The following is a 22920-nucleotide window of genomic DNA, read 5'->3' as shown; positions in this document are numbered from 1 at the left end:
AAGACAACACCAGAGATCATGCTGCGTCAATTGAGGAACCCCAAGCTTTACCTGATGCTGCTGGGCGATGCGCTGCTTATTGCCGCGGCCCTGGCGCTCGCCTATCTGCTGCGCTTCGAATTTTCCATCCCGGCCGCATCCTTCAAGCAGCTCTATCGTTCCATCGGCTACATTGTGCTCTTCAAGATTGCCGTGTTCTACGTCTTTGGCCTGTACCGGGGGATGTGGCGCTACACCAGTCTGAAAGATTTCTGGCAGGTGGCCAAGGCCTGCGTTTTTTCCTCCCTCATCATGGTCGCCGTGGTGACGTACCTCTATCGTTTCCAGGGGTTTTCCCGTTCCGTCTATATCCTCGACAGCGTATTGACCTTCGTGTTCGTGGGTTCGCTGCGGGTGATGATCCGTTCGGCCATGGGGATCAAGAGCATCCGGGGCAGCGTGGTGGATGCGTGCCTGCCCTGGCGGGCCAAAAGTCGCAGGGATTGCCGGCGGGTGGTTCTGGTTGGGGCGGGCAGCGCGGGGGAAAAGATATTGCGGGAAATCGAGGAAAACCCGCAGCTGCAGTATTTTCCGGTGGCGTTTTTGGATGACGATCCCGGCAAAATCGGGCGCACCCTGCACGGGGTCCCCATCCTGGGATCGGTGGAGACTTTGCCGCGTGCCGTGCTGGACCTGAACGCCGACCAGATCCTCATCACCACGCCGTCGGCGACGGGTGAGCAGGTGAGGCGCATCGTCGGCTACTGCGAGGAATCCGATGTGCCCTACAAGATCATGCCGGGCTACGGAGAAATTCTGGACGGCAAAGTGAGCATCAGGGCCCTGCGCGACGTCAATTTCAACGACCTGCTCGGGCGCCCCCCGGTGCAGCTGGATGTGCAGGATATCCGCAACTACATCGCCGGCCGGGTTGTGCTGGTGACCGGCTGCGGCGGTTCCATCGGCTCCGAGTTGTGCCGCCAGCTGATTCGCTTTGACCCTGCCTCGCTCATTCTGCTGGACGCGGGCGAGGCCAATCTCTATGCGATCCAGATGCAGCTGCTGCATGAGCTGGGCTTCTCGAACATCGTGCCGGTGCTCGGCAGAGTCCAGGATCGGCCGCTCATGGCCAAAATCTTTGCCAAATACCGGCCCCTGGTGGTGTACCATGCGGCCGCCTACAAGCACGTGCCCATGATCGAAAAAAATCCGTGGGAAGCCGTTTTCAACAATGTTCTGGGGAGCCGCATCACCATGGAGATGGCGCTGGAGCATGGGGTGCGGCGCTTTGTTTTGGTATCGACCGATAAGGCGGTGCGGCCCACCAATGTGATGGGCGCCAGCAAGAGAATCACCGAATTGATCCTGCAGTCCATCAACGGCGGCGATACCCGCTTCATGGCGGTGCGATTCGGCAATGTGGTGGGATCGTCCGGATCGGTCATTCCTCTTTTCCGCAGTCAGATTGAAAAGGGCGGCCCGGTGACGGTGACTCACCCGGAAGTGACGCGCTATTTCATGACCATTCCGGAGGCGTCGCAGCTCATCATCCAGGCGGGCGGCATGGGAGAAGGCGGGGAAATTTTTGTGCTCGAGATGGGCACCCCCGTCAAAATTCTGGACATGGCGCGGGATTTGATCAAACTGTCGGGCAAGGAGCCCGACCGCGACATCCAGGTGGTGTTCACCGGCTTGCGCGCGGGCGAAAAGCTCTACGAGGAGCTCATCACCGCCGGTGAAGACGTGGTGGCCACCCATCACAAGAAAATCATGGTGCTGCGATGCAACGGGCTGCGCCCCGGGCTGGAAACGCAGGATGAGCTCCAGAACTGGCTCGATGGGCGGCTGGAAATTCTCTACGCAGCGGCCAAACGGCATGACGCCGCCGCCATAAAGCAGTGCCTGAAGGAGATTGTCCCGGAGTACAAGGCGGACGATGCTCTGTCGAACCTCGACTAGCCGGGATTAGGGATTAATCCTTAATTCTCTCAAGCGACCTGGAGGATTTCGAAATTGCGCACGCCCTTGGGGGTCTGAACCTTCACCTCCTCGCCCTCCTCCTTGCCGATCAGCGCCTTGCCCAGCGGTGACGTGACGGATATGGTGCCGGTCTGGACGTCCGCTTCATACGGTCCGACCAGGCGGTAGGCGGCAATTTCTCCCGTTTCCAGGTCCTCCATCTTGACCGTACTGCCGAACACGATGCGGCCGTTGTCGTTTTCCGATCGTTCAATCACTTCGCTGCTGCCGAGTTTTTGCAGCAGGTCGTTGATTTTCCCCTCGATCATGGCCTGCTTGTCCTTGGCGGCTTCATATTCGGCATTCTCGGATATATCGCCGTGCGCCCGCGCTTCCTCGATGGCCCTGATGACCATGGGGCGCTCTTCCCTCTTTAAACGCTGCAGTTCATCTTTCAGGCGTTCGTAGCCTTCCTTTGTGATTGGTACTCTAACCATTTGTCTTGCCTCCCTGAGATATTGCGCTGCTATTTAATAATATTGCCTTTTCTTGTCAAGCGAATCCGGAAGTCGGGATGCTGCAGCCCAAAAGGGGCTGTGTTGGGTTTCGCTTCGCTCTACCCAACCTACGTGGCTACGTGGCAGCCGATCCAGGTGCTGGAAGATTTCGGGCTTGACACGTCTAGCTTCTTGCAGAAAAAAAATGACTGCATTAGGCTATGCTGGATCGACTCGAGTCGGTATTGTGCAAGGCCGGTATGCCCGGAGGCACACCCGGAACATTGCGCGGCGGTTTGCAGTCCGGGGCTTTGCCGATTCAGGGTGGATAAAAGAGTTTAACAAGGAATCCGTTTAGTTGCCGCCTGCCCCCGGGTTGCTCCCCCGCTGTCGGGGGGAAGTCAGGCGAAGGGAAGGAATACAATCTATGCCTTTCAATCGGAAGGATCTGCTGGGCATACGGGATCTCGAGGCGCACGAAATCGAACACATCCTGGACCTGGCCAAGTCGTTCAAGGAGATCAATACGCGCTCCATCAAGAAGGTCCCCACGCTGCGCGGAAAAACCGTCGTCCATCTGTTCTATGAACCCAGCACGCGCACCCGCACCTCCTTCGATATCGCCGCCAAGAGGCTCAGTGCCGATACCTACAGCATCACGGCTTCCGCCAGTTCACTGGTCAAGGGGGAGACGTTTCTGGATACCTTGAAAAACCTCGAGGCCATGAAGCCCGATGTGTTCATCATCCGGCATTCGGCATCGGGAGCCCCTGCGCGCATGGCGCAGCGAACCAGCGCCGCGGTCATCAACGCCGGCGACGGGATGCACGAGCACCCGTCCCAGGCCCTGCTCGATATGCTCACCATGCGCGAGCACAAAGGAAGGCTGGAGGGGCTCACCGTCCTGATTGTGGGGGATATCGCCCACAGCCGGGTGGCACGGTCCAACTTGTGGGGGCTCAAGAAGATGGGCGCGAGCGTTGTCCTGTGCGGTCCCACCACGCTGATTCCGCCGCAAATCGAGCGGATGGGGGCGCGAGTCTGCCGCCGTCCCGAAGAGGCCATACCCGACGCCGACGTCATTATGGTTTTGCGGCTCCAGAAGGAGCGGCAGCAGCAGATGCTGTTGCCTTCGTTGCGGGAATATTCCATGGTGTTCGGAATCAATGCCAGGCGGCTGGAAAAGGCCCGGGAAGACGTTGTCATCATGCATCCGGGGCCCATCAACCGGGGGGTCGAGATCAGCCCCGAGGTGGCGGACGGGCCGCATTCGCTCATCCTGGACCAGGTGACCAACGGGGTTGCGGTGCGCATGGCGCTGCTCTACCTGCTGGCGCAGAGGGCGGAAGACAGAGGACAAAGGCCGGAATAGGCCGGGTGGAATCACGGGAGGTTCCTTTGAATATTCTTTTCAGGCAGGGAAGGGTTCTTGATCCGGCGCGCGGGGTGGACCAGGTCGCCGATGTGCTCATTGTCGACGGCTGTCTGCAGGCCATTCAGCCCGCGCTGGAGCTGGGTTGCGAACGGCCGGGGGAGTTGCGCCAGGTGGATGCGCGCGGCAAGTGGATCGTGCCCGGCCTGGTGGACATGCACGTTCATCTGCGCGAGCCCGGCGAGGAATACAAGGAGACCATTGCTTCCGGCACCAGGGCGGCGGTGGCCGGCGGGTACACGGCGGTGGCCTGCATGCCCAACACCAAACCGGTCAATGACAACGCTGCAGTCACCCGGTTCATCCTGGAACGGGCCAGGGAGCAAGGATCCTGCCGGGTGTACCCGGTGGGTGCCATCAGCACGGGCTCGGCCGGAGAAAGCCTGGCGGAATTCGGCGAACTGCGCGAAGCCGGCGTGGTTGCCGTGTCGGACGACGGCAGACCGGTCATGAACAGCCTGCTCATGCGCAGGGCCCTGGAATACGCGAAAATTTTCGATCTCCTGGTGATAAGCCATGCCGAAGACCTCCATCTCTCCCGGGGCGGACTGATGAACGAAGGGCCCATATCCACGGCGCAGGGACTCCAGGGCATTCCCAATACAGCCGAAGAAGTGATGGTTGCCCGGGACCTGCTGCTGGCGGAATGGACCGGGAGTCGCCTGCACATTGCACATGTGAGCACCGCCGGGTCGGTGCGCCTGATCCGCGATGCTAAGGGGAGGGGAGTGGCGGTGACGGCGGAAACGGCTCCCCACTACTTTTGCCTGAACGACGAGGCCCTGGCGACCTTTGACCCGCTGTACAAGGTGAATCCGCCGCTGCGCCGGCCGGCCGATGTGGAGGCTATCCGGCAGGGCCTGCAGGACGGGACAATCGACGCCGTGGCCACCGACCATGCGCCGCACAGTTCGGTGGAAAAGGACATTGAATTCGAATATGCGGCCAACGGCATCATTGGGCTCGAATCCGCCCTGCCGCTCATCCTGGACCTGGTTCGCGAGGGGCTGCTGAGCGCTTCCGAAGCCATTGCCAAGGTCAGCTGCAACCCGGCGCGCATCCTGGGGATTCCCGCCGGGGTACTGGTCACAGGCCGGCCCGCCGACCTGACCGTCATCGATCCCGAGGCGGCCTACACCCTCGACAGCCAGGCGTTTCAGTCCAAGAGCCGCAACTGCCCGTTTCATGGCCGGCGGGTGCAGGGCCGGGTGGAAATGACCCTGGTGCAGGGCCGGGTGGTGTTTGGGCATAGGGCATAGCTTCCCAAAGCATGATGTTGGAAGCCGTAGAATACCGGCGGTGGCTGGGTGAATCAAGGCAGAGATGAGCTCTGAGCGCAAGACAATCCTGGTGGTGGACGATGAACGAAGCATGCGCGAGTTTCTCGAAATCATGCTCGCAAAAGACCGGTACGAGGTGTGCTGTGCGGCAAGCGGGGTCGAGGCCGTGGACATTTTGCACCGGCAAACCTTCGACCTCGTCATCACAGACATCAGGATGAAGCCGGTTGACGGACTGCAGGTTCTGAAGGAATGCAAGAGGATATCCCCCCGAACCGTTGTCATCATCATTTCGGCCTACGCCAGCACCGAAACGGCGGTTGCCGCCATGAAGGAAGGCGCCTATGACTACCTGCCCAAACCTTTCAAGGTGGCCGAAATGCGGGCGGTGATCGCCGATGCGCTGCAGATCAGGGAGGAGCAGCCTGCGCATGAGAAAACCAGGGTCGGTCCCCTGTACTTCGGTTGCCTGGTGGGAGAAAGCCCCGCCATGTTCAGGGTCTATGACTTGATCGAACGGGTGGCGGCCGCCGCCAGCAACGTTTTGATTGCGGGCGAGAGCGGCACCGGCAAAGAGCTGGTGGCGAAGGCCATTCACCGGCAAAGCCCGCGGTGCGGCAAGCCCTTCATCGCGGTCAATTGTGGCGGGGTGCCGGAAAGTCTCATCGAAAGTGAAATGTTCGGCTACAAGAAAGGGGCCTTCACGGGTGCGGTCTCGACCCGCAAAGGGCTCGTCGAGGCCGCCCAGGGCGGCACGCTGTTTCTCGATGAAATCAGTGAACTGTCCCACAGCCTGCAGGTCAAGCTGCTGCGCCTGGTGCAGGAAAAAACCGTCAGGATGGTGGGCGGTACCGAAGACATCCCGGTGGATGTCCGAATCATTGCAGCGACCAACCGGGACCTGGAAATAATGGTGATCGAAGGGCAATTCCGCGAGGACCTCTACCACCGCCTGAATGTTTTGCCCCTGAATATTCCGCCGCTGCGGGAGCGGCGCCAGGATATCCCCCTGCTGGCGGATTATTTCCTGGCGAAATTCAGAAAAACCTTGAATAAGGACGTGCGCAAGATTTCTTCCTATGCCATGGACATCCTCACCAGCTACGATTTTCCGGGCAATGTGCGCGAGCTGGAAAACATTGTGGAACGTAGCGTGGTGCTCGAATCGTCCAGCATCATCCTGCCCGACAGCTTGACTCTGGCCAACTACAAGCGCCGCCGGTGTGACCCGGAGCCTTCACCCAAGCCGCCCCTGCCCCCCGCGGGCATCAACCTGGATGAGCACCTGGCGGCAATCGAACGGGGATTTCTCTCCCAGGCCCTGGAACAGGCCAAGGGAGTCAAGCTCAAGGCCGCCGAGCTGCTGGGAATCAGCTTCCGTTCGCTGCGCTACCGGCTGATCAAATACGGACTGGCGGGCGATGACGAGCAGGACGGCGATCCGTCCGCTCCGTGACAGACGATTGTGCCGGTTCCAGCCGGGCATTAATAGGATACCGGCTTAGAGCGTAGGTCGGGTAGAGTCACGCGGTAGGCGTGACGAACCCCGACATTTCATGTGAGGTGTTGGGTTTCATTGCATTCAACCCAACCTGCGTTGGTCGCGGGAGAGGGAATTCGCGGACAGGCTTTCAGGAGAACAGGAGCAGCAAAACACTGTAGCTCAGGGCAGAAGCCAGGGTGAGCACGGAAATTCCGGAGGCGGCCAGTTCGGGATCGCCCTTGAGCTCGACCGCCATGACATAGGTGACCGTCGCCGGCGGCGCTGCCAATAGAATCATGCCGGGCAGGATGAAAAATTCCGGCACCTGGCCCAGTTTCATGATGATCAGGCCCAACAGCGGAAAGCACACCAGCTTCAGCGCACCCATGCAGAGGAGTTCCTTGAGGCGCAGGCGCAGGGCCCTGAAGGACAGGCCGGCGCCGATGAGCAGCAGGGCGGTGGGCAGAGCCATGCCCGAGAGGATCTGAAAGCCGCGTTGAATGGGAACGGGCAGCGGCAGGGCCAACGCCGAGTAAACCATGCTCACGGTCACGGACAAAATGATGGGGTTGCGCAGGATGCTCCTGACAAAGACTTCACCACCTTTGGCTTCCCGCACCTGGCGATCCGGGTTGAACGCCACCAAAACCCACACGGCCATGAGGTTCTGGGCGATCATCAGGAAGCTGCTCAAAATGGCGGTCCGGGCGAATTCCGTCTGCCCCAGGCTGTAGTAGGCCACGGCATAGGCCATGTAGCCAAGATTGCCGTGAAAGCTGCTCTGCAGAAAGGTCCCCCGATATTTCAGGGGCACCGCCGTCAAACGTGCCGCAAGCAGGCTCAGCATGAGCTGCACGGAAATGGCCAGCAGCAGGCAGAACACAGCCGTGAGGTGAAAATTTTCCTTGAACGGAGCGCGCGATATGGAATTGAACAGCATGGCCGGAATCGCTACATAAAAGACCAGCTGGTTGGCGGTCCCGGCGAAAGCCGGATCGATGATGCGCCTCTGCTTGAGGAAGAACCCCAGGAGGATGATGCTGAAAACGGGGATGATGGTCTCTGCAATGTGCAGCATGGTTGTCCCGCCGGCGAATGATGGTTATAAGGTTGGGCACAAATTGCTTGACGTTTATTCCGGGTTTTAATACAGGGAGCTCGACCTGTGGAGTGGGATCAAATCATACGGTTATCCTGTTCAAGAGGTTGTGCGAGAATCCTTAACCCTTAATCGCTAATCCTCCGCGTTCGGGGCGAGGGGGTTCGTGATGCGGACCGCGGCAGCAGGCCAGGCAACATCTGCTGACCGATGAAACTCCCTGGTAAAGGAATCGCCCGGCTTTGGCAAGAATAAAGGAGAAGGTGAAGGAAGCTACCATGCCCAAAAAAACCAGAACCGAAGACGATGCAGCCATGGAAGAATACGATGACGATCAAAGCATGGACCTCGATGACCAGGGAGAAGAGCTGGATTTCGGCGGTGATGAAGAATTGCTGATCGATGAATCGGAGGACGATGACGAGCTCGCTCCTTCGGTGCTCTACAAAGGCGTTTCGAGGCCGAAGACCGAAGACGACTGGCGCCAGTTGCTGCTGGAAGCAAACAAGGACTCCATTCCCGCCTACCAAATTTCCGACAGCTATCGCGAGGGCGATTTGGTCGCCCATTCCCAGTTCGGATTTGGTGTGGTGAGCAAAGTGATTTCTCCGCGCAAAATGGAAGTGGTTTTCGAGAGCAGCCGGAAGCTCATGGCCATGAATGTGGCGCCTGCCGAATAGACCGGTTTGCCGGCTTCGGGTTGAGCGACTCGGACGGCGTGGCTCAGCTCCGGCCGGCAGGTCAAAAATGCCCCGCAGTGGATCTGCTCACTGCGGGTGCCAGGAACTGCTGCACTTGGTCCATGAGAAAAGGGTGAACCGGGTCGATGCCGGCCACGATATGCCCGTTTTGCAGATAGCCGCGGTTGCCCCAGAAGTCGTCCACCCGGCCGCCCGCTTCGGTCACCAGCAGGCTCCCCGCAGCGACATCCCAGGGTTTGAGCCCGGCTTCCCAAAAACCGTCCACTCTCCCCGCCGCCACATAGGCCAAATCCAGCGCTGCCGAGCCGGCCCGCCTGATTCCGCTGACCCTGGAAAAAACCGCGCGAAAGGTGTTCAGGTAGGGTTCCAGCAGGTGTTTGGCGCGAAAGGGGAAGCCGGTCGCAACCAGCGCCTGGTCGAGCTCGGTGAGCTGCTTCAGCTGCAGCCGCTGCCCGTTGAGGCGCGCTCCCCGGCCTCTCCGAGCCGTGAACAGCTCGTCTCGAACGGGGTCCAGCACCATGCCCACAACCACCTGTTTGCGCATGGCGACCGCGATGGACACGGCCACGAAGGGGAATCCGTGGATGAAATTGGTGGTGCCGTCCAATGGGTCGATAATCCAGGTGACGTCTTCCTCCAACTTGATATTGGAGGTTTCCTCCGCCATGATCTGATGATGCGGAAAGTCCCGGCGGATTGCCTGAATGATCAACTCTTCGCTCTCTCTGTCGATTTCCGTGACATAGTCGGAAGGGCCCTTATTGTGGACGGCATATTCTGAACCCATTGCCATGTGCCGGCGGATCACGTCGCCGCTTTGCAGGATGGCGGTGCGGGCGGTTTTTTCCAGTTTTTCGAGCATGCTTTAAGCCTTTTGCTGTCATGTTTCGGGTTGAGCACACTGGTCTTATGCCAGTTCTGCAGCCATAAATCAAACAGAGCGTTGGAGTTTACTTTGCGGCCGCAGATGAACACGGATGAACACGGATGGACGGGGATCAAAAGAGAAGGGATGAGGTATCGGTGTTCATCGGCGTTTATCAGTGGCCATACTCAAGGATGAGCCAATGAAAGTCGATGTGCACACGCATATATTTCCTCCCGAAATCGTCAAGGATCGCAGCAGATTTTTCGACGGTGAACCGATGTTCCAGGCGCTCTATGCAAATCCCAAAGCCCGGCTGGCCACCGCCGAGACCCTCATGGCGGCGATGGATGAGGCCGCCCTCGATTGCTCGGTGACATTCGGCTTCCCCTGGAAGAATACCGAGCTTGCCGCACGCCACAACGACTATGTTCTGGAATCGGCAGCGAACTATGCCTCGCGCCTGGTTCCCCTAGGCTGCGTCAATCCTTTGGCGGCGGGCGCCCTGGAGGAATCCGAGCGCGTGCTGCGGGCGGGAGCTCGAGGCCTCGGTGAACTGGCCGTCTACGAGCAGTGTGACGAGAGCACGGCGCTCGCGTGCTATGAGCGGCTGATCGAGTGCTGCCGGGCGCACCATGCCCTGCTGCTGGTCCATGCCAACGAGCCGATCGGGCACGCCTACCCGGGGAAGGCTCCTTTCGGCCTGCGCTTCTATTATGCTCTTGCCCGCCTCGCCCGGGGTCTGCCGCTGATCCTGGCGCATTGGGGAGGCGGCCTGGGCTGCTACGAGCTGCTTCGCAGGGAAGTCCCTGAGGCCCTGGCCCATGTCTACTACGATACGGCGGCTTCGCCGTTCCTGTACAGGCCGGAGGTTTACCGTCATATGGTCGAGATTGCGGGCGGCGAGCGAATTCTGCTGGGTACCGACTACCCGCTGCTGACTGCCGGGCGTTATTTTGCCGAGATGGCCCACGCCGGGCTTGCGGCGGAAACCGTGGAAGCCATTGCCGGCGGCAATGCGGCCCGGCTGTTCGGGATCACACGATGATCAGCTCCTCGTCGGCCGTATTGAGGGATTCCAGGCCGGCGGCGGTGACCAGGTAGGTGTTCTCGAGGCCCGCAATGCCGACTCGAGGAATGATGATCTTGGGCTCCAGGGCAAATGTCATTCCTTCCTGCAACGCGAGCTGCTGGCGCTGGGCGATGAAAGGAAATTCATCCACTTCCAGGCCCAGGCCGTGGCCGACGAAGCTCACCCGGCTGGCGTTGAAGCCCATGAAATAGTCAGCCCAGCCGGCCTCTTCAGCCCACCGCTGGAGCTGCTCGTAGAGTTCCCCGGTGACGGCGCCGGGCATGGCGCGCCGGCAGAAGCGGCTGTGCAGCTCCTGAACGAAGCGGTACGCTTCGGCGAGTTTTGCCGGCGGTTCACCGATGCAGAAGTTGCGCGTCTGATCATTGAGGTAGCCGTTCCAGTTCATCATGGTATCGACACTGACGACTTCCCCGGGTTGTATGCGCCGTGTGCCCGGTCCCTGGCCGAAGGCGGGGCTCAGCCCGAGGCCTCCGGTGGGGGCGTCGGCATAAGAGGGGGTGGCGGCTTCCGGGCCGGAGAGAACGTGCCCGAAGTACATGTCCATGTTGAATGAGCGCAGTCGGATCAGCCCGAGATGCCCCGCCCTGCGCGCCACATGCTCCAGATCGGCGCTCAGTTCCAGTTCGCTCATGCCCGGGCGCAGCAGTCGCGGCACCGCATCGGCAACCGCCCGTGAAATCTCGCCTGCGCGCCGCATGGCGGCAATTTCCCAGCGTGACTTGATCATCCGCACCTGGCGGACCAGCCCGCTGATGTCGACGATCTGCTGCCGTGGGAAGAGTTTTTCGTCATAGTAGAAGAAGGTGTTGGCGGGCAGCACGTCGAGCTCCATGCCGAGACGTCTGGGCGCTGAGCCGCCGCAGCAGTCATTCACGACCGCCGGCAGCTCCTTCATGCTCTGCAGCTGCACCATGGGGCGAACCGGGGACTGCTCGTGGGCGCGGTTGAAATCCCGGCGTACCAGCAGAACCGGCCGACCTGCCGCAGGGATGATGAAATGAGCGTCCTGCACGGTCCCGGTAAAATAATAGAGATCGGCGTTCTGCCTTATGATGGCTGCGTCTACCTGCTGTTTTGCCAGCAGCGATTGGAAGGTGGTGACGCGGGTTGCAATCTCGCTCATGGGAACAGTGTGCATGCTTGAATACCCCTCCTGAGGCTTCATCGGGTCACCGCCAGGCGTTCGCCGATGGCTCTTTCGAGGTCGGCCAGGGCCAGCTGGTAGCCGTACAGCGCCTGGTAGTAATTGACGCTTGATTCCAGCGTGTACACGCGGGCGTTCAGCACCTCGAGGAAGATCACCAGCTGCTCCTGGTATTGCAGGGTCGTCATGCGCTCATTTTCCTGCGCCTGGGAGAGGGCCGCCTGGGCCGTGGCAATGTCGGCCCTGGCGACGCCCACCTGCTTGTAGGCATCTTCCACCTGCACCTTGATTTGCTGTTCCAGGTCGCGCCGTTGCTCCTGCAGCGCTCTCCTGCGGTACTTGTATTCGCTCGCCGCCGCCTCGGTTTTTCCTCCTTCGAACAAGTTCACTTTGACCTGCACGCCGATGGAGGCATTTTCGTTATTGGTGAAGGGGTTTCGATCCCCTGCAAAGTCTTCCCCCTCCCGGTAATACTGTCCGAAAGCGGAGACGGTGGGATAGTAACCGCTCTGGGCCGCCCTGATCCCTTCCTCGGCCTTGAGAATGGAGGTGTCCAAGGCGTTCAATTCCGGTCTGTGCACTTCGGCCGTGTGGTACAGATGGTCCAAGGGGGGGAGGGGAATCATCCGGATTTGCCTGTCCTCCAGTTCCACTCTGGTGCGTATGTCCAGGTCGAGCAGCTGATTGAGCTGCGACCTGAGCACATCGAGCTGCTTGGCGGCGGCCCGTTCCTGCTGAATCGCGTTGGCCAGGGCCACATCGGCCTTGAGGGCATCGTTTCTGGCGGTGAGCCCCTGGTCGTAATAGGCCTCGGCGTTCTGTTTCTGTACTTCCAGGGCCTTCACGTTGTCCCGGGCGACCTGCAGCAGCTTTTTTCCGAGCAGGGTTTGCAGGAAAGCGTACTTGATGTTGCGGATGAGATCCAGCCGGGCTGAATCCAGCTGGTATCTCGAGATCCTCACATTCATCTTGGAGATATTGAGCTGAGCGGTGAGGTTGAAGCCCGTGAAGATCGGCTGCGTGATATCCAGCTGCCAGTGATTCACCGATGTGATGTTGGTCGGTACGCTGTCGGCGGGTAGATTGGGCAACATCGGTGCAGTAAAGTTGATGAAGGGCTGATCTTTGATTTGCGTGTAGCTGTAGGAGGCATCGAGCTTCGGGTAAAAGCCGGCCCGGGCCTGCTTCACCTGCTGATTGACAGCCGTCACTTCTTCTTGAAAGGATTTCAGCTTGCGATTGTGCTGCAGTCCGAATTCGATGGCTTTTTCCAGGGACAATGGTTGTGCGGGGGTATCCTGATATTTGAGCTGTTTCGGAGTTGGAGTCGCCGCGGAGGTCGTGGGGTCGAAGGTGATCTTTTGGCGCCCGGCGGTTTGTGCGAAACACCATGAAGCCCCCATGACAGCCAAGATGAAGAGGGCCAAGCTTATTGTCCTGCTGGGGAAGATCCTTTGGGCCATCAAAACCATCCGGTTCAAAAAGCTGGAGGATTGTCCGAGGAATGGATCGATTGCATCAGTTCAACCAGTCTAGTCAGATTCATGTGTTCGAGGGTGTCGAGTACGACATCGGCTTCTCTCAAAAGATCCGCGGCAAAGGAATGGGAAACTCCGACGGTAAAGAGTCCTGCCGCCCTGGCGGACTGAATGCCGGCCGGGGTGTCTTCTATGGCCACCACTGTTGCGGCCTCCAATGGCTCGCCAAGCAGCCTTTCCTGCAGCTTGCGCAGGGCCGCCAGGTAGCTTTCGGGGTCCGGCTTGCTGTGCATCACGTCGTCTGCCGACACAATCACGGAAAAGCAGTCCTGCAGCCCGAGAGCCTTGAGGAAATATTCAATTTCGATGCGCAGGGAGCCTGAAGACACGGCCAGGGGCACGCCGCGTGCACTGAGGTGGCGCACCAGTTGGACCACCCCCGGGAAACTGGAGATCCCCTGGGAAACAATGGCAAGCAAAGCTTTATTCTTTGCCGCCATGAGCTCTTCCAGCTGCCGGGGCTCGATGGACCGACCGGCGTCTCTGAATACTTCGGTGAAGGCGTCGCGGTCGTCAAAGCCGATGTAGCGGTCCACATAGCGGTGGTAATCATGGCCGAGCCCCAGCGGTGCCAGGACCTGCTGGAAGGCCTGATAATGCAGGGGCTCGGAATCAACCAGGATGCCGTCGCAGTCAAACACCACCGCTTTCAAGGGATTCGAGGGAAGCAAAATCCGACTCCGGAAGAGCTGTTGACAATATTGGTACCCCCGACAGGATTCGAACCTGTGACACCGAGATTAGGAATCTCGTGCTCTATCCTCCTGAGCTACGGGGGCACAAATTTAGCGCTAAAAGCTAGCATAGGGAGCCGCTGGTGTCAACGCTAACACCGGCGTGGTATGCATTGCAGCAGCCATTCGGCGCAAAGAGCTCCGCGGGCACAGCGATGCAAAAAAATGGTAATGGTTCACCGCCAAGACGCGAAGGACACATAAACACGCAAAGAGCCCTCCCCAGTGATCGCAACCTCTGCAACCCCGGCGTTCCTTGCGCCTTTGTGGTTCATAATGGGCGGTACGGTGAACGGTTACAAAAAATCGAAACGGCGAACCGGTGTGCATCACATACGGAAATTGGCGCGGCGCTTCCTTTGGTAGCGGCCCATAATGACCCCGATGACCCAGCCGCAAAGGAGCACCAGGGCCCCGGCGATGAACCAGCGGATTCTCTGTGACAGCTTTAAATCGTCTATCTCCTCGGTCAGTGCCCGGACATTTTCTTGTGCCTGAGACAAGGCCGTCCTGGCAGCCGTGTATTCTTCCTTCAGCTTCAAATAATCGGATGATCCGGCTTTCAGGGATTCGTATTCCTGCTGCAGCTCCTGCAGCTTTGCGCCGGTTTCTTTCAGTTCCTGGGCCAGGCGGGTTTCCCTCTCGGTGAGCTGATTCTTTTCTTCAATGATGCATGCCAGCTGCTCCTGCAACGAGGCGTTCAGCGTTTTCGCCTGAGCTGCCCAGGGCGGCTGGTCCACCAGGTACTTATCCAGGATCCATCCCTCGATGGATTCACCGCCTTCCTTCACCAGTCGCACGTTGCTCCACCCTCCTTTGTTGGCCAGTACCTCGACAACGAACCCGGATGAAAGGGTGGAAACCACGCGATAGTCTGTTCCGGGGCCCGAGCGCAGGTTGACCTGGCCCAGATCCGTCACGTAGGCCGTGGTGACTGCCATGCCCGGCGGACTGAAAAACATTACGCCGAGAATAAAACATAAAATGAAAAAGGCTGTCGTCCTCATTGATTAAACCGTCCGTTTTGCTTAGTACATCTCCACACAATAGGGTGTACGAAATTTCCATTCTCCTGATCGGGGTTTTGTCCGACAATGTCGATCCTGCGTCCTTCCGATGCAATATGCAATACCACCGTGGCGGCACAAATCCGGTGAAGAAACGCAAGCCGCCCAAAAACCACGGCGCATTATAGGGGGAGAAGGGGAGACATACAAGGCGAAATCCCGAGAAAATTTGACGTGCGCGGGCAGTTGCTTTAGTGTTATGCGGCCGTTAACCAAAACAGGAAGAATTTGAACATGTTGATAGACACTCACGCCCATTTGGATTTTCCCGAACTGGCAGGCGATCTCGAGACGGTTCTGCAGAGGGCCGCACGCAACCACGTGGTGCAGATTGTGACCATCGGCATCAGCCTGGCCGCAAGCCAAGCCGCCGTGAGGTTGGCGCAAAGCCACCGGGGCGTTTCTGCCACGGTCGGCATCCATCCGCATGACGCGCGCCGGTTGAACGGGGATGAATTGGAGACTCTGCGTGCCCTCGGCCGACAGCCGAAGGTGGTTGCCGTGGGCGAAATCGGGCTGGACTATTATCGCGACCGGCAGCCGCGCGACATTCAAAGGGAATGCCTGCGGCAACAAGTGGAGTTGGCCTGTGAGCTGGGCCTGCCCGCGGTATTCCACGTGCGCGACGCCTACGCGGATTTTCTCGAAATCATTTCGGGCTACCGCGATTCCCTGAAAGACGGCGTCATGCACTGCTTCTCAGGCGATTGGCAGGTTGCCGAAAAGTGCCTGGACATGGACTTCTATCTGTCGATTCCGGGCACCGTCACATTTCCCAAGGCCCAGTGGCAGCAGGATGTGGCCCGGCGCGCTCCGCTGGATCGTCTGCTGGTTGAAACCGATGCGCCGTTTCTGGCGCCGGTCCCTTATCGCGGCAAAGTGAACGAACCTTCTTATGTGGTGCACACCGCTCAAAAAATCGCCCGTCTGCGCGGCTGTGAGCTGCAGGAGTTTGCCCGGCAAAGCTCTCACAACGCGCGCAAGGTTTTTGCTTTACCGCAAGAGGAAATAGCGGACAGTCCTGAGTGAAAGTGAGAAAAACTGCAAGTGGCTTGCATTGCTCAAAGTGTGTTTGTCACCCTGGAGCCCATCATCCTGGCGTCCGCCTCGCCGCGTAGAAGCGAGCTGCTCGCGTCTGCGGGACTGGTATTCGAGGTGGTGCCGAGCGCAGTTCAAGAAACGTTGCGGGAAGGGGAATCCCCGCAGGCGGCGGCGCTGCGCTGGGCCGCCGATAAGGCGGAGACGGTCGGCCGGCGCCATCCGAACGAATGGGTGCTGGCCGCCGATACCATAGTGGTTTTGGGAGAAAAAATCCTGGGCAAGCCGCAAGACGGCGAGCAGGCAGCGCGGATGCTGGGACTGCTGAGCGGCTGTGCGCACCGCGTCATTTCCGGAATCTGCCTGCTGCATGCCGAGAGGAATTTTCAACGGCTCGAGGCGGTGCGAACCGAGGTGCGCTTCAAGGAATTGACCGGCGCCGAAATTGCAGCCTATGTTCAAACCGGCGAGCCGCTGGACAAGGCCGGGGCGTACGGCATTCAGGGGATGGGCGCCTTCATGGTGGAATCCGTGTGCGGCTCCTATACCAACGTGGTTGGGCTGCCCCTGTGCAAGACGCTGAGCTGGCTGCTTGAGCTGCAGGTGATCGCTCCTCGGACAAGCTCCTCGAACTGTGGCGTTTAACAAAATCATTTATAAATTCAGAGAAGGTCGATGATATGTCTTCCATTGCAGAGAATATTGCGGCAGTCAAACGGCGCATGGCGGACGCCTGCGCCCGTGCCGGGCGCAATCCGGCCGAGGTGAAGCTGGTGGCCGTCAGCAAAATGGTGCCCCTGGATCGCATAGCCGAGGGGGCCAGGGCAGGGCTGAAAATATTGGGGGAAAACTATGTTCAGGAAGCCCTGGAAAAGATCAGGGCACTCGATGAGCCGGGAATCTCCTGGCACTTTATCGGGCATCTGCAGTCCAATAAGGCGAAGATGGTGGTCGAGGGCTTTGATTTGGTGCATACCGTGGACCGCAGGAGCCTTGCCAAAGAACTCGATCGCAGGGCCCGGCAGCACGGCAGGATCCTGCCCGTGCTGCTGCAGGTCAACGTCGGGCAGGAGGAAACCAAGAGCGGTACGTCCTCCGAGGAGTTGGGCTCCCTGTTCCAGTACGTGTCGTCCCTGGATGCTCTGAGGGTGCGCGGGTTGATGACGCTGCCCCCTTTTTTGGATGACCCGCAGGAGGTGCGGCCTTACTTCAGGCACTTGCGGCATTTGCTCGAACAATTGCGGGAGAAGGCTTCCAGCCCCGAGGATTTGACGGAGCTTTCCATGGGCATGAGCCATGACTTTGAGGTGGCCATTGAAGAGGGAGCCACATTGATTCGGGTGGGGACCGCTCTGTTCGGGTCAAGACCGACTTGATCGAGGAGCGCGAGGCTGTTGAAAAATTGCTTCCCCGCCTCCGTTGGTCATGCCGGAGAAGGACCAGCGTGCCGCCTGTGATGCTCGACCGGTAAAAAAAGAAGAGAGAGCCAGGAAGGAGGGGGGAAACCTGACTCTCTCTTTGAGGAGGAAAGAGTTTCTTTCCACTGCCATAATAACATATCAGTCAACTGGGGCAACAAATAAAAGTTGTAAGGTTATCATCGCATTAGAAATCGTCGGAAGTCCCGGAAAATCTGCCTGTAACAGGCCGTTTCGAGTTTCATCAGGGGGTGGCGGAAGAGACCGCCCGCACATAAAATCGGCAGGTGAAGTCCTGCTTTGCCACGTACCCCAAATTCACACTGACATACCACGCCGCGTTGAACGATGCCCGGTCACAGCTCCACAGCCACTTCCCGCTTTGGTCGAAAACGGCGGGAATGCAATAGTCATCTTTGCCGGTCGGAAGGGTGAGGATCGAGAGGAGCTCCTCCACCGTGGGCAGTCGCCAGGTCGTGATGCCGGCGAAGCCGATGCGGTTCAGACTGTCAACGTAGTCGCGGGCCTGCTGCCAGGTCATGCCATCCTGCGAACCCGACTTCTGCCACACCAGGCTGGTGACGGGATCCACCACGGTGCCGTCCCCCGGGTCGCCAAAGGCTGTTGTAACGGGTTCGACGGGGCGCCAAAGCCGATCCAGGGAAAATGCCTGAAAGGCTTCTTGGGGGCGGATTTTGCGCGGCGCATTGCGCGGTTTCCCGCGGGCCTGCGCTCTTCTTTGCCGAGTGGCTGGAGCAGCCCTTTCAAAGCCCCGGCAGTAGCGGGATATGACTTTCTCCCATTCCCTTTCCAGCAGTTCAAGGTCGCGCCGCATGTCGGCGGCACTGTTGTGGCGTTCTGCCGGCTCTGCAGAGAGGCTCCGGGAGAAAAACCGGTCCCACCGGGTACCCAGCTCCGGGTTCCGTGTGCTTGCCGCGGTCTGCTGCGCCTCGTCGTCCACCGGCAGCCATCCGGTCAGCATCCGGTAGAGCATGACCGCCACGGCATAGAGATCCGCCCTGCAGTCGACGGCGTTTGCGTCCTGCTGCTGTTCGGGAGCGGCGTAATAGGGACTTCCGACAATGAGCTGGGGAGGGTGTGCAAAAATTTCACCGCGCAGTTTGGACAATCCGAAGTCCGTGATTTTGATGGCTTCCCTGTCGTCCAGCAAGAGGTTGAACGGCTTGATGTCTCGGTGGATGATTCCGGCCGCATGCAAACCGGCCAGACCGTGCAGCGTTTCACGGGCATAGCGGATGGCCTGTTCCGGCCGTAGAGGTCTGGAAGGATTTTCCAGGCGGTAGGTTTCGCCGATCACTTCCCCGACATTGTGGCAATAGTATTCCATCACGATGAAGGGTCGGCCATCATGGCTGCCGTGATCGAGGGCCTTGACAATGTGGGGATGGTTTATCGCCAGCATGACGTCCGCCTCCCTGTTGAAGTGCTCGACAATCGTTTCCCAGCCGAGCAGGCTCTGCAAATGCTCGTGCGGCATCAGCAGTTTCAGTGCCAGGATGCGCCCGCTTGCCGCATGCCGCACCTTATAGACGCGGGCCATGCCGCCTTTGCCGAGCAGCCCCAGAATTTCGTAAGCTGCTATCCGTTTCAAAGGGTCTGCTCCATGGGGGTGACGGTCTTGCGATGAGAAGCCGTTTCCCTGACTGTTGTCATCGTGTCGCAGGCAAGGAACATTGCGTGTTTCTTTCCGGTTTAGTCATTGTGGAGGGTGACAGATCGCGCCGTCATAACTATAGTTGTTAGCGAAAGAAATATTCATGTTTATGCCTGCTGCCACCGATGGGCTTCGCTTCGCTCCACCCATGCTGCGGTGCTACGGGACGGCCCGGAAATAAATAAACAGCTGTTGCTTAACCGGTTTAGATCGAAACAGGAGGAAAACTATGAGTGTTGACCCCAAGGCGCTTGAATCCAAACTGCGTGAAATGTATCCGGACATAGACAAGTACAAGTTTGACCTCGCCCTTAACTTCAACGAGCAAAAGGATGCGTGGATCGTCGAGTTGAAGCACGGCAAGCACGAGCTCACCACGCACCTGGAGCGAAAAGATGCGGAAGCCTGCCTCGATGGGGTGCAGTGTGTCTATCTGGGTGTTCAAATCGGCCAATTTGTAAAGAATTTTGAGGCACAGGAATAAATCGGCTGCACCACCGTTGAGAGTACTCCACGATGGTTCGGGCCACCGACGACCTGAACCATCGTGTCATTCAAACCCATGCCACGCACCTGGGACGAGCCGGTTTGCCCGATTAGATCATGGGCAGATAGCGCTCGATTTCATACACGTTGACCTGGGTTCGGTAGCGGTCCCATTCGATTTTCTTGTTCTCGATGAATTTGTGAAAAACGTGCTCCCCCAGGGTCTCGCGCACCAGGGTGCTGCGCTCGCATTCGTAAACGGCTTCGTAAAGACTGCCGGGGAGCGATTTGATGCCGTTGGATGCTCTTTCCTGCTCGCTCATGCGGAAGATGTCCTCTTCCACGGGCTCCGGCAGTTCATACTGCTGCTCGATCCCGGTCATCCCCGCCGCCAGCATGACGGCAAATGCCAGGTAAGGGTTGCAGGCCGGGTCGGGAGCGCGAAACTCGATGCGCGTGGCTTTTTCTTTCCCCGGTTTGTACATGGGGACGCGAATCATGGTGGAGCGGTTGCGCCGTGCCCAGGAAATGTACACGGGTGCTTCATAACCGGGAACCAGTCTTTTGTACGAATTCACCCATTGATTGGTGACCGCGGTGATTTCGCGTGCATGCCGCAGCAGGCCGGCGATGTAGCATTTGGCATCGCGCGACAGGTTGTAAACGTCGTGGGGATCGAAAAAAATATTCCTGTCATCCTTGAAGAGCGACTGATGGGTGTGCATGCCGCTGCCGTTTTCACCAAACAGAGGTTTCGGCATAAAGGTGGCATACACGCCGTTTTGACGCGCGATTTCTTTCACCGTGATGCGGTAGGTTTGAGTCTTATCCGCCATTTGCAGGGCTTCGTCATAGCGTAAATCGATTTCGTGCTGGCTCGGCGCCACCTCGTGGTGGCTGTATTCGACCTGGATGCCCATTTGCTGCAGGGCAAAAATGGTCTGACGGCGCAGGTCGCTGCCCCGGTCGAGAGGAGTGACGTCGAAGTAGCCGCCCTTGTCGATGATCTCCGGTGCCGCGTCCGACTTGAAGTAAAAATATTCCAGTTCCGGGCCGATATAGAAGGTATGGCCCTTTTCATGGGCTTTGCTGAGCATCCTCTTGAGGACATAGCGTGGGTCCGCCGCGTAAGGAGAGCCGTCCGGGGTGAGGATGTCACAGAACATTCTGCCGACCGGTTTTTCCCGGGGACGCCACGGCAGCAGTTGAAAACTGGTGGGGTCCGGCACCGCCACCATGTCGCTTTCTTCAATGCGGGCAAACCCTTCAATGGATGAACCGTCGAAGCCCATGCCCTCGGTGAAGGCCAGGGGCAATTCCGCCGGGGTGACGGAAAAACTCTTGAGCTGGCCCAAAACGTCGGTGAACCAAAACTGCACAAAGGCCACTTCGTGGTCTTTGACCAGCTGTAAAATGTCGTCCGCGGTCTTGCTGAGCGGCATGATCGTTCTCCTTGTGAGGTATATTGAAGAAATCCTTCTTGTTCACCAACCATCAAAATTCTTGCAGATCCGCCACATCACCCGGTGCCGGTATGGTGACGCGAAAGTCGTCCGCCCCCTCCACAATCTGCAGGATTTCACCGTAGCGCCTTTTTCTCACATCGCGCTGGATATGAACCAGGGCCAAACTGCGTGCGGCAGCCTCGCGGGCAAACGCAATGCACTTTTGGACCGTGCCGTGGCCCGGGGTGTTCTCCTCGACATCAAATGCTTCATGGATGATCAGATGACACCCCCGGGCGAGGGCAAGGGTGTCCGGCGTTGGCGAGCCGTCGCCGCTGTAAAAAATTGATGCCGTTTCATTATCAATGCGTATGGCAAGATCTCGCTGCCCGTGGCCGTTTTGTGCCGTCCGCCAGCGCAATCCCAGCATGGCCGAGTCACCCCGTTGGGGTTCCATCTCCTCGAACACGAGCCGGTAGGTCAATTTATTGAGAAAGCCGGGATAGGCCAGATCCATGGTTGCTTGAATGACCTGTTCAATCCCGGATGGTCCCGCCAGAATGAGAGGCTTGCGCCGCTTCATTTCCCACAGCCTCAACAGCAGGGTGGGCACGCCGAAAAAATGGTCCCCGTGAAAGTGGGAAATCCATACGGCATCCAAATTGTCCGGATCGGTTGTCTGTCTGAAATAAAGGGGCGTCACGGTGGGGCCGCAGTCCAGCAGAATGGATTGCCATCCGCCGTTATCCCCTTCGGCCTGCAGCCAGATGGAGGTGTTGGGCAAGGTTTCGTCGCACGCTTCCCCGACACCCAAAAACACAACTTTCATGAGCACTCTCTCCGTTGTTGAATGAGCAAAGGGTGACCGCGCATTCTCCTTCGCATTTAAGGTCTGACATGATACAAAGTGAACAGTGCCGACGGTTTGACCATGTTAGCCGTTTTTTCCTGAGAGCATTGACAAAAACCTTTCGAAAACTGACGGGAGCACCATGAACGAATCGCTTTTAAGAGAAAAAATCGAAGAATATTCAAGATTTCCTCTTCGCGGCCAGTTAAATATAGTAACAGATACCACTGAATTTATGAATATTCAAGCCGACGATGTCCTGGAGCTGGCGGGAAATTACTATCTGGTCCGCGGCGAAGAGACGGAAGGGCGGTTCGGGTTGGACGGGGAACCGAAATTCTGGGTCAAGAAGGCCATCGATCTTGCCGACGGAAGCCACAAAATCATCAAGCTCGTGTTTCATGAATCCTTCACCATGCGCATCGGTTCGTTACCCATCAAGTGTTTTCGCAGTCCGGTCAAGGAGGGACGAATCCTCGAGAAGACCAGGGACGATCCTTATTTCATGAAGGGCTTCACCATCGAGGACAGCTCCGGTAACTGCATCAGGATCATCGACAAAATTCAGGGCACAAGGTTCTATGACTACATCAATAATCTTGCACAGGATCATGAACAATATTTTCACGAACACTTCCCCGAGGTCCTGCAGAATGTCATCCAGTGTGTGGAGGCGATTCACAGGTTGCACCAGGCGGGAGAGGTCCACGGGGACATACGCAACGATCACATTTTTATCGAACGAGGCTCCAGGAGGTACATCTGGATAGATTTTGATTACACCTACGAGTGGGCGGAAAACCCGTTCGGTGTGGATCTCTATGGCCTGGGCAATATTTTGCTGTTCACGGTGGGAAAGGGTTTTCATAACATTCCTGATCTGAATGCGTGCGGTCCTCCCGGCATCGAGATGCGGTCGTGCCTGGCTCCGGGGGATTTGTCGCTGTTCTTCAAGCATCGGGTGGCAAACCTGCAGAAGCTTTTTCCTTACATCCCGAACAGCTTGAATCATGTGCTGCTCCATTTCAGCCAGGGTGCCGAGGTGTTTTACGAGACCAGCGATGAGCTGTTGCATGACTTGAGGGTGTGTGAGTCTGATCTGTTGCCTTGTTGACAGGATTTGTTGAGAGGAAAGGT

At 58.3% G+C, this 22920-nt stretch carries 21 protein-coding genes and 1 tRNA gene; 11 read left to right on the top strand and 11 right to left on the bottom strand.

Features of this window, described 5'->3' with window-relative positions; all coding sequences use genetic code 11:
* Positions 1-18: 18 nt before the first annotated feature.
* Positions 19-1938, top strand: coding sequence for a polysaccharide biosynthesis protein (locus K1V27_RS11310; protein WP_258930102.1), 1920 nt, complete (start codon positions 19-21; stop codon positions 1936-1938).
* 29 nt (positions 1939-1967) lie between these two features.
* Here K1V27_RS11310 and greA read toward each other — a convergent pair whose 3' ends face one another.
* The gene (greA, locus tag K1V27_RS11305; protein ID WP_258930101.1) at positions 1968-2435 is read right to left on the bottom strand and encodes a transcription elongation factor GreA; all 468 of its coding nucleotides are present in this window, start codon (positions 2433-2435) and stop codon (positions 1968-1970) included.
* A 427-nt stretch (positions 2436-2862) separates the two neighbouring features.
* On the opposite strand from greA, the gene K1V27_RS11300 reads away from it, so the two are divergent.
* The 3 genes from K1V27_RS11300 to K1V27_RS11290 all read left to right on the top strand — a co-directional run bounded on the left by K1V27_RS11300 (position 2863) and on the right by K1V27_RS11290 (position 6603).
* Complete coding sequence (locus K1V27_RS11300) at positions 2863-3807, top strand: aspartate carbamoyltransferase catalytic subunit (RefSeq protein WP_258930100.1); 945 nt, start codon at positions 2863-2865, stop codon at positions 3805-3807.
* A 26-nt stretch (positions 3808-3833) separates the two neighbouring features.
* Positions 3834-5126: a dihydroorotase gene (locus K1V27_RS11295; protein WP_258930099.1), complete on the top strand. Its 1293-nt coding sequence runs from the start codon at positions 3834-3836 to the stop codon at positions 5124-5126.
* 64 nt (positions 5127-5190) lie between these two features.
* On the top strand, positions 5191-6603 hold the full coding sequence (locus K1V27_RS11290) for a sigma-54-dependent transcriptional regulator (RefSeq protein ID WP_258930098.1): 1413 nt from the start codon (positions 5191-5193) through the stop codon (positions 6601-6603).
* A 175-nt stretch (positions 6604-6778) separates the two neighbouring features.
* Here K1V27_RS11290 and K1V27_RS11285 read toward each other — a convergent pair whose 3' ends face one another.
* Positions 6779-7708: an AEC family transporter gene (locus K1V27_RS11285; protein WP_258930097.1), complete on the bottom strand. Its 930-nt coding sequence runs from the start codon at positions 7706-7708 to the stop codon at positions 6779-6781.
* 299 nt (positions 7709-8007) lie between these two features.
* On the opposite strand from K1V27_RS11285, the gene K1V27_RS11280 reads away from it, so the two are divergent.
* Positions 8008-8409 (top strand): hypothetical protein, encoded by a 402-nt coding sequence (locus tag K1V27_RS11280; RefSeq protein ID WP_258930096.1) that lies wholly within the window; start codon positions 8008-8010, stop codon positions 8407-8409.
* A 61-nt stretch (positions 8410-8470) separates the two neighbouring features.
* Here the strand turns inward: K1V27_RS11280 and K1V27_RS11275 are convergent, their stop codons facing one another.
* Complete coding sequence (locus tag K1V27_RS11275) at positions 8471-9292, bottom strand: inositol monophosphatase family protein (RefSeq protein WP_258930095.1); 822 nt, start codon at positions 9290-9292, stop codon at positions 8471-8473.
* Positions 9293-9497: 205 nt separating this feature from the next.
* Here K1V27_RS11275 and K1V27_RS11270 point away from each other — a divergent pair, with 205 nt between their 5' ends.
* Entirely contained in the window at positions 9498-10343 is an 846-nt protein-coding gene (locus K1V27_RS11270) for an amidohydrolase family protein (RefSeq protein WP_258930094.1), read from the top strand.
* On the opposite strand, the gene K1V27_RS11265 is transcribed toward K1V27_RS11270, so the two are convergent.
* The 5 genes from K1V27_RS11265 to K1V27_RS11245 form a co-directional block, all read right to left on the bottom strand.
* A complete protein-coding gene (locus K1V27_RS11265; protein ID WP_258930093.1) occupies positions 10333-11526 on the bottom strand; it encodes a M24 family metallopeptidase in 1194 nt (397 codons plus the stop codon). The two genes, K1V27_RS11270 and K1V27_RS11265, sit on opposite strands and share 11 nt — an antisense overlap.
* 23 nt (positions 11527-11549) lie before the next feature.
* Positions 11550-12959, bottom strand: coding sequence for a TolC family protein (locus K1V27_RS11260; RefSeq protein ID WP_258930092.1), 1410 nt, complete (start codon positions 12957-12959; stop codon positions 11550-11552).
* A gap of 50 nt (positions 12960-13009) precedes the next feature.
* On the bottom strand, positions 13010-13741 hold the full coding sequence (locus K1V27_RS11255; RefSeq protein WP_258930091.1) for an HAD family hydrolase: 732 nt from the start codon (positions 13739-13741) through the stop codon (positions 13010-13012).
* 31 nt (positions 13742-13772) lie between these two features.
* Positions 13773-13849, bottom strand: a tRNA-Arg gene (locus K1V27_RS11250).
* Between the two features lie 284 nt (positions 13850-14133).
* Complete coding sequence (locus tag K1V27_RS11245) at positions 14134-14811, bottom strand: TIGR04211 family SH3 domain-containing protein (protein ID WP_258930090.1); 678 nt, start codon at positions 14809-14811, stop codon at positions 14134-14136.
* A 294-nt stretch (positions 14812-15105) separates the two neighbouring features.
* On the opposite strand from K1V27_RS11245, the gene K1V27_RS11240 reads away from it, so the two are divergent.
* The 3 genes from K1V27_RS11240 to K1V27_RS11230 are packed head-to-tail and all read left to right on the top strand — an operon-like array spanning position 15106 to position 17285.
* On the top strand, positions 15106-15900 hold the full coding sequence (locus tag K1V27_RS11240; RefSeq protein WP_258930089.1) for a TatD family hydrolase: 795 nt from the start codon (positions 15106-15108) through the stop codon (positions 15898-15900).
* A gap of 18 nt (positions 15901-15918) precedes the next feature.
* The gene (locus K1V27_RS11235; RefSeq protein WP_258930088.1) at positions 15919-16554 is read left to right on the top strand and encodes a Maf family protein; all 636 of its coding nucleotides are present in this window, start codon (positions 15919-15921) and stop codon (positions 16552-16554) included.
* A gap of 35 nt (positions 16555-16589) precedes the next feature.
* On the top strand, positions 16590-17285 hold the full coding sequence (locus tag K1V27_RS11230) for a YggS family pyridoxal phosphate-dependent enzyme (protein ID WP_258930087.1): 696 nt from the start codon (positions 16590-16592) through the stop codon (positions 17283-17285).
* 286 nt (positions 17286-17571) lie between these two features.
* Here K1V27_RS11230 and K1V27_RS11225 read toward each other — a convergent pair whose 3' ends face one another.
* Entirely contained in the window at positions 17572-18939 is a 1368-nt protein-coding gene (locus K1V27_RS11225) for a protein kinase domain-containing protein (protein ID WP_258930086.1), read from the bottom strand.
* A 292-nt stretch (positions 18940-19231) separates the two neighbouring features.
* Here K1V27_RS11225 and K1V27_RS11220 point away from each other — a divergent pair, with 292 nt between their 5' ends.
* Positions 19232-19486 (top strand): hypothetical protein, encoded by a 255-nt coding sequence (locus K1V27_RS11220; RefSeq protein WP_258930085.1) that lies wholly within the window; start codon positions 19232-19234, stop codon positions 19484-19486.
* A gap of 112 nt (positions 19487-19598) precedes the next feature.
* Here K1V27_RS11220 and K1V27_RS11215 read toward each other — a convergent pair whose 3' ends face one another.
* Both K1V27_RS11215 and K1V27_RS11210 read right to left on the bottom strand, forming a co-directional pair.
* Positions 19599-20930 carry a glutamine synthetase family protein gene (locus K1V27_RS11215; protein WP_258930084.1) on the bottom strand — a complete coding sequence of 444 codons (1332 nt, stop codon included), beginning with the start codon at positions 20928-20930 and terminating at the stop codon, positions 19599-19601.
* 52 nt (positions 20931-20982) lie between these two features.
* Positions 20983-21762, bottom strand: a complete 780-nt coding sequence (locus K1V27_RS11210) for an MBL fold metallo-hydrolase (RefSeq protein ID WP_258930083.1) — start codon at positions 21760-21762, stop codon at positions 20983-20985.
* Between the two features lie 163 nt (positions 21763-21925).
* On the opposite strand from K1V27_RS11210, the gene K1V27_RS11205 reads away from it, so the two are divergent.
* Positions 21926-22897 (top strand): BUD32 family EKC/KEOPS complex subunit, encoded by a 972-nt coding sequence (locus K1V27_RS11205; protein ID WP_258930082.1) that lies wholly within the window; start codon positions 21926-21928, stop codon positions 22895-22897.
* Positions 22898-22920: the final 23 nt, after the last annotated feature.

The organism is Desulfoferrobacter suflitae, from assembly GCF_022603395.1.
GTDB lineage: Bacteria > Desulfobacterota > Syntrophobacteria > Syntrophobacterales > Syntrophobacteraceae > Desulfoferrobacter > Desulfoferrobacter suflitae.
Note: the sequence above shows the minus strand (reverse complement) of the source record. Positions and strands in the feature narration are given on the sequence as shown.